This is a genomic window from Photorhabdus machadonis, from assembly GCF_052657765.1.
The window spans coordinates 2,579,561-2,590,743 of the sequence record NZ_CP199761.1; the positions used below are offsets into that span (position 1 = coordinate 2,579,561).

Here is an 11,183-nt window from a genome sequence, read left to right on the forward strand (position 1 = left end):
TATCTGTAAATCAAATTAACCCTTCAGCTTTCAATGCATCACGAACGTTTGGACGTTCTGCAATTTTTTCCTGATAGGCTTTAAGATGTATCAGGCCGGATAAATCTAATTGAACCAAAGATGCCCAGTTGCTGACTGTAAATAAATAGGCGTCAGCAACAGTAAAGTTATCTCCGGCAATGTAGGGCTGTTTTGCCAATACTTCATCTATATAATTGAATTTTTTAAGTAGATAATTAATAGCAACAGGACGATAATTGTCTGGTGTTCCTGGTAAAAACAGTGGCGAATATCCTTTATGAATTTCACTGGAAATATAACTAAGACATTCAAGCTGGTGATATCGCTCCATCGTCCCGGCGGGTGCAATTAATTTTTTCTCCGGTTTCTGGTCTGCAATATATTGAACAATAACAGATCCTTCGGTAAGGATCTCATTGTTATCTAACAGGAGAGTTGGCACCTGGCCTTTTGGGTTAACGGCGAGAAAGTCGTCGCCGTTCTCCGTTTTTTTCGTTTTTAGATCCACTTTAATCACGCTGAAATCAAGCCCTGCTTCACGGAGTATGATGTGAGGCGATAGGGAGCACGCTCCAGGTTGGTAATAAAGTTTCATGTATCGCTCCTTAAAAATTTCCGGTAGTAAATACAATGGGATAAAGGAACTCAGTAAGGCGGTTATCATAGCCTTAATATATATTACCACGAAATATGGAAATATGTTATGTAAAATTGATAATTAAGCAGATATAAGGTGATGTGATTATATCGTGATGAGGTTTTTCTTTATCTCATTGCTTATATAATTGGTGTTTTGTTTTTATAATGTTTTCTAATGGATTGGTAGATAATATAGAAATTTAAGGTCAGTTATGGATGCAGTTACTTACCCAGAACTGACCTAAATCTTGTGTTATATAGCATATTCACATCTAATTATATTATGCAAAATAAATAATAGAGATTGTTGATGATTTCAGAAGTTTATTTTGCATTGGTTATAAAATAATTAATATATTATTCTTATTAAATGATTTGTAATCATAAGAAAATAAATTGAATTTATTTGTCAGGTCACTAAAATAAATCATACATTGCTTGTAATTTCTTGTAAAAATATCTTTTTTATTTTCTTTATTAAAATGTTCAATTAAATTATTGTAAGTATTGTTAATTGTTTTTATTTGTCCATTAAGCCTATTTACTGAGTTGTTTATAGTTTTCAGGCTAAATGAAACGTCTGATATATTTAAAATAATTTCTTCCACCAATGAATAAATTTCATATATTTGTTTTTTATTTTCTCCGTCGGGAATGTTTTTTAATAATTTTTGGATTTTTATATATGTTTTTTTTGCGAAATTTTTCTTGCATTCAAAATTAATTTTAGCCATTTCAAATGGTTGTGTTATTTTTGAAATAAAATAATTTACCTTGCTAAAATCTGATTCAATTTCTTTCAATATATGACTGATTCTGGCAATATAACCATGACCTAGATATCCACAGCCAAGTGATCCTAAATAAGTTGTTACTTTTTTTATATTTTTAATAATTGAATCAATATCTTGTTCATCAAATTTATATGCATATTCATAATTTTCCAATGCTGATGGCCAGCCATATAATGACCTACTAAACTCATCCCAAAAAGATTCAATTTCTTGTGATGGATCATAGTCTTTCAGATATTTTGGTAGTGTTATATTCGTAATTGATTTAAACATATTGGATATAATTAAAAAGTCATTTTTCATTTTGTTTACCTTGCTAAAATAATGAAAATTATTAAATACTATAAAAGTATGAAATATAGTATTTGAACTAAAAAGTTAAAATGATAATAAAAATAAAATATTGTATTGATAATCGATTTTATGAAAGTTAACTTATTGATTATATTAAAGGACAGATTACTGATTAGTGCAAGAAAATGAGCTGATATTTTTTATTTTATTAAAATAATTATGAGGTGATATCATTTAACTCCTTAATTACAAAGGCTTTAATCGATTTTCAAAAATGTTTTTTTATATTTTAATTTAAAATTAATATTTATCTATTAGTGATAATTTAATTGAGCAATTAACGTATTGTTTTTATCAATAATAAAAGGCCCGAAAAACTCATTTTCCCGGCCTTTTACGCTAATCATCAAGGATGATTAATCGGATTATCTCAATTCCAGCTCATTCATTGCTGCAATGCTAAAACCACCGTCAACATGCAGGATTTCACCAGTAATACCGCCGGACAGATCTGAGCACAAAAATGCCGCAGCGTTACCGACATCTTCAGTTGTCACAGTACGGCGAATTGGGTTAATGGATTCACAGTGAGCCAGCATTTTACGGAAATCTTTGATGCCGGAAGCGGCTAAAGTGCGGATAGGGCCGGCAGAGATACCGTTAACACGAATACCTTCCGCACCCATAGTATTAGCCATATAACGCACGTTAGCTTCCAGAGACGCTTTTGCCAAACCCATCACGTTATAGTTAGGGATTGCACGCTCTGCTCCCAAATAGGTGAGGGTCAGCAAAGCGGAATTTGGATTCAGCATTTCACGGCAAGTTTTTGCCATAGCAACAAAGCTATAAGAACTGATGTCGTGAGCGATTTTAAAGCCTTCGCGGGTAACGGCATTCACATAGTCGCCATCTAGTTGATCCGCAGGTGCAAAACCAATAGAGTGAACAAAACCATCGAATTTTGACCAGATTTTGCCCAATTCAGTGAACAGGGCTTCAATACTTTTATCTTCAGCAACATCGCAAGGCAGAACGATAGTTGAGCCTAAGGAAGCCGCAAATTCTTCAACACGAGGTTTCAACTTGTCATTCTGATAAGTGAAAGCCAGTTCGGCTCCCTGATCATGCATTGCTTTTGCAACACCATAAGCGATGGAGAGTTTACTGGCGACGCCAGTGATCAGAATGCGCTTGCCGGTCATAAAACCCATAACAGTATCCTTGTGTGATAAAGCCAATAATGATATTAATGGATTAAAATTGCTAACAGAGACAATATCAATATGGCATTTTATTGTTAATAAACCCAGTGATTCTATCACGCTGGAGAGAAATGTGCTGTATTTTGCGTGCTGCTCCGAGCAGTGGCTATCGTTTTGTATATGTCAAGGAATATCCTGCCGCCAAGCATCAGAGGTGAGTGGTTCGCCAAAATGGCTGGCGATCAGGCGGCGGGTCATATCATGCAAAGGAGAAGCCAACACTTCAGCGGTATTTCCCCGTTCGACAACTTCGCCTTGATGCATGACTAGAACTTGATCGCTGATATGTTTCATCATGCCGAGATGCTGGGTAACATAGAGATAAGAAATACCGTGTTTTTCCTGTAATTCCAACATCAGATTAATTATTTGAGAGCGCATAGACATATCAAGTGATGCCAGTGCCTCATCCGCAATAATAATCTGAGGTTGTAATATCAATGCGCGCGCCAGTGCTACCCGCTGTTTTTGGCCTGAGGCTAACATATGGGGGTAATAATTGGCATGGTCAGGTAACAGGCCAACTTGCCGCAATGTTTGATTGATCCGTTTTTCCCGCTCGGTTGTATTGAGTTCTGTATTGAGCAGAAGAGGAACGTCAAGAATTTGCCCAATTCGCTGGCGAGGATTCAGTGAGGTGCTTGGATCTTGAAATATCATGCGAATGCGTTGACTGCGATAACTATAGTCACCATAAGTGAGTTTATGCCCTTCAATCATGATTTCGCCGGAAGTGGGTTCCATGACACCTGAAAGCATTTTTGCCAAGGTTGATTTGCCAGAACCGTTTTCACCAATAATCGCCAGGGTCTGTTTTGCTTTTAAGGTAAAGCTGACAGGTTTTACTGCGTCAAGATGTTGACGATGAAAAAAACCGGTACGATAACGGAAAGTTTTCGCTAAATTTCTGACTTCCAGCAGAGTATTAACCAATTACTGCTCCTCCAGATTTAATGGAAAATGGCAGGCAAAAGCATGGTTTTTAATTACCCGCAACCGTGGTGTTTCAATACAGGTTTTTTGTGCGTAAGGACAGCGTGGACCTAAACGGCAGCCGATGGGCAGATGCTCAAGGGATGGAATGGCACCGGGTAATGTATTTAACCTGCTTTTATGGGGCAGCGAGCTGCCGAAATCAGGAATCGCACGGCTTAACGCTTGTGTATAGGGATGGTGTGGTGTTACTAGCAATTCATTGGGCGCTGCGCTTTCGACAGTTTGACCACAATACAGAACATTAATGCGATCCACCAGTTTACTCATGATTTGCAAGTCATGGCTTATCAGTAAAATGGTGGTGTTATTGTTCTGATTCAATCGTGCTAACAGACGGAAAATCTGAGCTTGAGTGGTTGGTTCCATCGCATTAGTAGGTTCATCTGCAATCAGCAAGCGCGGTTGGTTAGCCAATGCGATAGCAATCATCACTTTCTGGCATTCCCCTTCAGTTAATTCGTAAGGGAAACTACCCATAATATCTTTATGGTCTTTAATTCCCACCCGGTGGAGTAACTCGATAGCCCGGCGTTTTCGCCATTTAAAGCGTTGCCACCAACGACCTTTATAAGTCCAGCCGGGGATTGCCTGAATAAGTTGCTGACCAATATTTTCAGAAGGATCTAGACAAGATTGTGGCTCCTGAAAAATCATTGAGATATTGTGGCCGATCACTTTTCGGCGCTGTCGGGGAGTCAGGCGCAGCAGATCAATATCATCAAAGCGAAAACGGTCAGCGGTTACTTTGAGATTATCTTTAGTGACCCCGCTTATCGCTTTGGCAATCAGGCTCTTGCCAGAGCCTGATTCACCAACCAGACCGCGTATTTCACCTTCTGTCAGTGAGATACTGACGCGATCAACGGCTTTAACTGGCCCTTTGGCAGTCATAAATTCAATAGTGAGATTGCGAATATCAAGTAATGGCATTATTCCACCCCGGAATTAATTGCACGGTGTAATCCATTACCCAGTAAATTGATTAACAAGACACTCACCATTATTGCCGCGCCGGGCAGCATAACGGTCCAGGGCGCAACATAGATTAGCTCCAGTGAATCGCCCAACATCGCTCCCCATTCAGGTGAGGGAAGTTGGGCACCAAGATCAAGAAAACCAAGAGAAACGATATCGAGTATGGCAATAGAAAGGGCGCGGGTTAGCTCGCTGACCAATACGGCGGTAATGTTTGGTAATACGGCATACCATAGAATATGGTAATTGGAGGCGCCATCCAGGCGCGCGGCAATGACATACTCTTTATCCAGTTCATCATGAACCGCACTGTAAACAGTGCGAACGATACGCGGTAATAGCGCCAGCCAAATAGCGATTATGGCATGGGACAAACTGGCCCCGACAAAAGCGACGACAATAATTGCCAGCAATAATGAAGGGATAGAAAGTAATGAATCAAGAATATGATTGAGTACGGCGGATTTCAGTCCCCGTGTCATCCCTGCCAGACAACCGATGATCAGACCACATAAAGCCGCCGCCAACGTGACTAGCAGTGCTGAACCGAACGTGGATGCCGTACCTATCAATAATCGGCTGAGAATGTCGCGCCCAAGATCATCGGTACCCAAAAAAAAGGCGATATTACCGTGATGTGACCACGAAGGTGGCAGCAACTGATACCCAAGAAATTGTTGATCAAGCTGATAGGGTGCCAGATACCCGCCAAACAGACTTAGGGCAACCAGAATAAGTACCCCATAAAATCCCGTCATTGCCAGCATATCGGAAGAGAAAAAACGCCAGATGACCTTTATCGGTGACGGCATTTTCTTTTCACGATAAAAATTATCTAAGGGCATACCATTCCTTATGCTTCAGAGGGGTAGTCATCGCGCCAATGATATCAGACAGAACATTGACCAAAATAACCAGCGTGCCAATAACCATCACACCCGCAGAAATGGCAGAGTAATCTTGCTGGCGGATTGCACTGACTAACCAGTGACCAAGCCCCGGCCAGTTAAATACCAGTTCTGTCATCATAGCCAGTGTCAGCATGGTGGAAAATTGCAATCCCAGTTTCGGAATGATAGGAGGCAGCGCATTATGCAGGACATGACGACGGATAATTGCCAGCCTTGATAAACCACGGGTTGAAGCGGCTTTAATGTAGTTTTCACCAAAAACTTCCTCTGTGCTGTTTCTCATCAGCCGGATAACTTCGGTTGTTGGTGCAACCGCGAGTGTGATCGCTGGCAAGAGCAAGTGTTGCATGGCACTGATAATCATCTCATTGCGATAAGGTGATTTTGATAACCAAGCATCAATGAGTGAGAAACCTGTCACAGGCTCAATCTGATATAGCAGATCAAAGCGGCCAGAAACGGGTAGCCAGCCAAGATAAAGGGAAAAAAACAGGGTCAGTAATAACGCCAGCCAAAAAATTGGAATAGAAAACCCAACTAAGGCGATGGAAGTGATAACGGTATCTGCTGTTTTGTTACGCCACACTCCCGCAATAATACCCAGTGGAATACCGGCGAGTAAGGCGGCAGAGAAAGCCAGAATACAGAGTTCCATGGTGGCAGGAAACACTTCCCTGAGTTGTTCACTAATGAGTTCACCATTAATACTGGATACACCAAAATCCCATAGCAATAAACTATGGAAATAGAATGTATAAGCGTCAAACAGGGATGCGCCGCCGAGGGGGGCATTAGGGGTGAAGTAACTGAGGCTGAAGCTTATCAGCGACAGGAAAAATAGTGTGATAATCAGTAATAGCAGACGACGGAGAATGTAAATAGTCATTTGTTGGCCTTCTGAGTCATCTGATCACTCTCTTTTACCCGGTAAACACCAGCAAAAGAGGTATTTCCAAATGGGCTGAGTACCAGCCCTTTAATATCATAACGGTAAGCCTGCAAGCGCAAGGAATAGGCTAAGGGTAATACCGGTAATTGCTGTTCAAGAATTTGTTGAGCAGCATGATAATACTTCATTCGGGATAATAATTGCTGATTAATCAACGCTTGTTGCAAGATCTTATCGAATACTGGATTACACCAATGGCTGAAATTTGTCTGTGAGGTGATCGCCGCGCAACTTAGCAATGGCCGGAAAAAACTGTCTGGATCATTACTGTCAGTGGACCAGCCTGATAGCGTCATATCATGGGATTTATCCATCAGTTTGGTTTCCTGAAAGCGGCCTTCAACAGGTTTGATATGCATGGTAATCCCCACCTGCGCTAAATCAGCTTGGATCAGTTCCGCCATTTTTAGTGGACTTGGATTATAAGACTGAGAAGCGGAAGGGACCCATAAGCTCAATTGCATGCCATTCAGCCCAAGGTCATTGAGTATTTTGCGGGATTTTTCCGGGTTGTATTCTGTAATTTCAGTTTGATTATCATAAGCCCATGATGCACGCGGTAAAATTGATGCGGCGGTTTCCGCTGTTCCATAATAAATGGATTGCATTAGCCGTTGGTTATTAATTGCGTAGGCAATGGCTTGTCGAACCTGTAATTTATCAAGGGGTGGTTTGCTGGTATTGAAAGCCAGATAAGCGATATTCATTCCTGGGCGTAAAGTGAGGCGCAGGCGGGGATCGTCCCGTAGGACTTTAAGTTGACTCGCCGCAGGATACGCTAATACATCACATTCGCCAGTTAAAAGTTTAGACATCCTCCCGGTTCCGCCGGCACCGACGTCAATAACGATTTGTTGCATCTGTGGCTTGCCTTTCCAGTATTTATCATGGCGAACCAGACGGATAAATTGCCTGGTTCGATGATTTTCCAGCATAAATGGGCCTGTGCCGACAGGTTTCCAGTCAATTTGCTCATGGCGGTTCATTTCATGCAATTGCTGCCCATATTCTTGTGAGAGTATTGGGGCATAATGGGTTGCCAAATGCCAAAGAAAAGAAGCATCGGGTCCGTTCAGACGAAACTCCACCGTATATTTATCAATTTTACGGATACTTTGAATAGAATCGGCCAACTGGAGACTGTCAAAATAGGGATAATGCCCGCCGTTGACGTAATGATAATAGTGTTGCTTATCAAACAGGCGCTTAAAGCTAAAAATGACGTCATCGGCATTCATTTTACGGGTCGGAGTAAACCAGCCTGTTGATTGAAATGAGACATTACGGCGCATATAAAAACGGTATGTCGCGCCATCATCCAGTGTCTCCCAGCGGGAGGCTAATTCAGGCAATAGACGGTAAGTATAAGGGTCGACATCCAATAGACGTTCATAGAGTTGCGCTGCCAGAGTATCGACCGTTAAACCGCTGGTGGTCAGTTGCGGATTAAAGGTATTCAGGTTGCCACTAACGCAATAAACAAATCCTTGTTGCCGGATATCAGCTGGAACCCGGGGCTTTTTTTCAGGCGTAGACATTGTTTCTGCAATAGCCGGAACTGAGAGGAATAATATGATCCAATAAATCAAACTACGCATATAAGCCATCTGTTATTAATTAGAATTGACACATTGTATCTCAATTAGCGCTTGAGCCCAAAAAAACCGGGCGATGACGATAATGAGAAAAATTCTCAATAAAGTGCTTTACAAATCGTATTGAGAAACATTATCATCTGTATCGCACTTCCGGGAAACAGTTTTTGTTATCCTAGGAAAGGCACGACATTGCTCACATTGCTTCCAGTGTTTTTTAGCCAGCTCGGGTGCTGGCTTTTTTTTATCTGTCATTAGGCTCACTTATCGCCTGTACTGATATTATGTTTCTTTATTAAGCCGCGCAATTGATGATAGGTCAGCCCTAGCTTTTCTGCCGCTTTTCTCTGATTAAACCTATTTGCTTTTAATGATAATTCTATTAATTGTCGTTCGCTGTCGTGTTGCCATTGTTTCAGATTAATTGGCAGGGAAGGCAGAGGCAGTGAAGATAAATCGTTACTGGCATCAACATTGACTAGGGAATGCGGCGCAGAAACGAATGGATTAATAATGATATTATCAAGTTGATCGGCATTTTCGCCGTGACGATAAACAGATCGTTCCACAACATTTTTCAGTTCACGGATATTACCGGGCCAGTTGTAATTCTGTAACTGCTGTTTTGCCTGTTCAGTGAAGCCGGGGAATAATGGCAAATCCAGCTCGCGGCACATCTGAATAGCAAAATGCTGTGCCAATAACATAATGTCCTGCTGCCTTTGGCGCAATGGTGGGATTTGAACCACATCAAACGCTAATCTATCGAGTAAATCAGCGCGGAATTTACCCTTCGCTGCCATTGCTGGCAGATTATCATTGGTTGCGCATATCAGTCGAACATCGACCTGCAATGGCTGGCTGCCGCCAACACGTTCAAGATGCCCATATTCAATGATGCGCAATAACTTTTCCTGAACCTGCATCGGAGCGGTTGCCAGTTCATCAAGAAACAGCGTTCCACCATCAGCACGCTCAAATCTTCCCAGATGCTTTTTTTGTGCGCCAGTAAATGCGCCGGCTTCATGACCAAATAGTTCTGAATCCAATAAATTTTCGTTCAGCGCAGCGCAGTTTAGAGAGATAAATGGCCCTTGCCAACGGGGAGACAAGTAATGCAGACGGCGGGCAATCAGCTCTTTGCCTGTTCCACGTTCACCAATAACCAGCGCTGGTTTATTTAATTTTGCCAGAGCGGATACCTGCTCCAGAATTTCAATAAAGCTGTTTGCTTCACCTAACAGGTTTTCTGTCATTTCATTCATGGTTATTTTCGCCATAAGTTGGTTATTATGACCACTATATTTTGTGATGATAAAAAAGCAAAGAAAAAATTCCTTTATATTTCATGTAAATAAATCGAATGAAACGTTGGCACGACTTTTGATAACTCTGTTATTAGCAGTACAACAAATCTGAAAAATCTTATCAAAGAGGATAATTTATCATGGGTATTTTCTCTCGTTTTACCGATATCGTGAACGCCAACATCTCTTCATTACTGGATAAAGCGGAAGATCCGCACAAAATGATTCGCTTGATGATTCAGGAAATGGAAGATACTTTGGTTGAAATCCGCTCAACTTCTGCGCGCACGTTGGCAGAAAAAAAACAGTTATCTCGTCGCATTATGGTTGGCGAACAACAAATACATGACTGGCAGGAAAAAGCTGAATTAGCGCTGAATAAAGACAGAGAAGATTTGGCGCGATCAGCACTGATTGAAAAACAGAAAGTTGCTGCTTTAGTGGATACATTGAAGCATGAATTAACCATACTGGAAGAAACCCTTGAGCGTATGAAAGGGGAAGTCGTTGAGCTTGAAAACAAACTCGGTGAAACCCGGGCAAGACAGCAAGCATTGGCCTTGCGTCATCAGGCTGCCGCTTCTTCGCGACAGGTTCGTCGCCAGTTAGACAGCGGTAAAATTGATGAGGCAATGGCTCGCTTCGAGCAATTTGAACGCCGTATTGATCATATGGAAGCTGAAGCGGAAACTGTGGGTATGGGAAAACAAAAATCTTTGGATCAACAGTTTGCTGAATTAAAGGCAGACGATGAAATTAGTGCGCAGTTAGCCGCAATGAAAGCTAAAATAAATGCTAATAAAGAACAACATTAAATACTGGTGCACTCAACTCACCATTAAGGAAAAGTGATGAGCTCTATATTTATTGGCATTCCACTGATTATCTTTGTACTTTTTGTTTTACCTATCTGGTTATGGTTGCATTATAACAGCCGGAATTCAAACCAAAATCAGTTGGATCAGAATGAAGTTCAGCGTCTGGCAGAGCGAGTACAGCATATGCAGGCACGAATCAAAACCTTGGAAGATATTCTGGATGCGGAGCATCCAGACTGGAGGCAATCATAATGTCGAATTATAACCGCAGGAAACTGTATCGAATACCTGAAAAAGGCAAGATTAAAGGTGTTTGCGCTGGGTTGGCTTACTATTTTGGCGTACCTGTAGGTTTAATTCGTGCAATGGCTATATTGTCACTGTTCTTTGGCTTGTTTGGTTTAGTCGTTATTGCTTATATTGTACTGGTTTTCGTCTTGGATCCGGCACCGGTCAGTTATACCGAAGAAGCCGGTATTTCGGTACAGAAATTACTGAATGAAGCCGATTATCAATTGAAAGCGGGTGAGCTTCGTCTGCGCCAAATGGAGCGTTATGTCACCTCAGAAACATTCAGTGTTCGCAGCCGTTTCAGACAGCTTTGAGAGTGAGAATGGTA

General features: G+C 41.3%; 12 protein-coding genes. 3 read left to right on the forward strand and 9 right to left on the reverse strand.

The features are described 5' to 3' along the window. Positions 1–10: 10 nt before the first annotated feature. From gstA to pspF, 9 genes are all read right to left on the reverse strand, one after another. Entirely contained in the window at positions 11–616 is a 606-nt protein-coding gene (gstA, locus tag ACUN2T_RS12285) for a glutathione transferase GstA (protein ID WP_445497695.1), read from the reverse strand. A 382-nt stretch (positions 617–998) separates the two neighbouring features. Then, positions 999–1,757, reverse strand: coding sequence for a hypothetical protein (locus tag ACUN2T_RS12290; protein WP_445497696.1), 759 nt, complete (start codon positions 1,755–1,757; stop codon positions 999–1,001). A 416-nt stretch (positions 1,758–2,173) separates the two neighbouring features. Continuing rightward, positions 2,174–2,962, reverse strand: a complete 789-nt coding sequence (gene fabI / locus ACUN2T_RS12295) for an enoyl-ACP reductase FabI (protein WP_445497697.1) — start codon at positions 2,960–2,962, stop codon at positions 2,174–2,176. 174 nt (positions 2,963–3,136) lie between these two features. Beyond that, entirely contained in the window at positions 3,137–3,946 is an 810-nt protein-coding gene (gene sapF, locus ACUN2T_RS12300) for a putrescine export ABC transporter ATP-binding protein SapF (protein ID WP_445497698.1), read from the reverse strand. Next, positions 3,947–4,939 (reverse strand): putrescine export ABC transporter ATP-binding protein SapD, encoded by a 993-nt coding sequence (sapD, locus tag ACUN2T_RS12305; RefSeq protein ID WP_445497699.1) that lies wholly within the window; start codon positions 4,937–4,939, stop codon positions 3,947–3,949. After that, positions 4,939–5,829: a putrescine export ABC transporter permease SapC gene (gene sapC, locus ACUN2T_RS12310; RefSeq protein WP_445497700.1), complete on the reverse strand. Its 891-nt coding sequence runs from the start codon at positions 5,827–5,829 to the stop codon at positions 4,939–4,941. Before sapC ends, sapD begins: the two co-directional genes overlap by 1 nt. Next, positions 5,816–6,781, reverse strand: a complete 966-nt coding sequence (gene sapB / locus ACUN2T_RS12315) for a putrescine export ABC transporter permease SapB (RefSeq protein ID WP_445497701.1) — start codon at positions 6,779–6,781, stop codon at positions 5,816–5,818. The genes sapC and sapB overlap by 14 nt, the downstream gene beginning before the upstream one ends. Continuing rightward, positions 6,778–8,442 carry an ABC transporter substrate-binding protein SapA gene (gene sapA, locus ACUN2T_RS12320; RefSeq protein ID WP_445497702.1) on the reverse strand — a complete coding sequence of 555 codons (1,665 nt, stop codon included), beginning with the start codon at positions 8,440–8,442 and terminating at the stop codon, positions 6,778–6,780. The genes sapB and sapA overlap by 4 nt, the downstream gene beginning before the upstream one ends. Before the next feature lie 257 nt (positions 8,443–8,699). Then, the gene (gene pspF / locus ACUN2T_RS12325) at positions 8,700–9,704 is read right to left on the reverse strand and encodes a phage shock protein operon transcriptional activator (RefSeq protein ID WP_445497703.1); all 1,005 of its coding nucleotides are present in this window, start codon (positions 9,702–9,704) and stop codon (positions 8,700–8,702) included. A 182-nt stretch (positions 9,705–9,886) separates the two neighbouring features. On the opposite strand from pspF, the gene pspA reads away from it, so the two are divergent. Genes pspA through pspC form a run of 3 tightly spaced genes read left to right on the forward strand, consistent with a single transcriptional unit; the run spans position 9,887 to position 11,169 of the window. Continuing rightward, entirely contained in the window at positions 9,887–10,561 is a 675-nt protein-coding gene (gene pspA / locus ACUN2T_RS12330; protein WP_445497704.1) for a phage shock protein PspA, read from the forward strand. A 36-nt stretch (positions 10,562–10,597) separates the two neighbouring features. Beyond that, positions 10,598–10,816, forward strand: a complete 219-nt coding sequence (pspB, locus tag ACUN2T_RS12335; RefSeq protein WP_023045672.1) for an envelope stress response membrane protein PspB — start codon at positions 10,598–10,600, stop codon at positions 10,814–10,816. Next, on the forward strand, positions 10,816–11,169 hold the full coding sequence (pspC, locus tag ACUN2T_RS12340; RefSeq protein WP_445497705.1) for an envelope stress response membrane protein PspC: 354 nt from the start codon (positions 10,816–10,818) through the stop codon (positions 11,167–11,169). The genes pspB and pspC overlap by 1 nt, the downstream gene beginning before the upstream one ends. Positions 11,170–11,183: the final 14 nt, after the last annotated feature.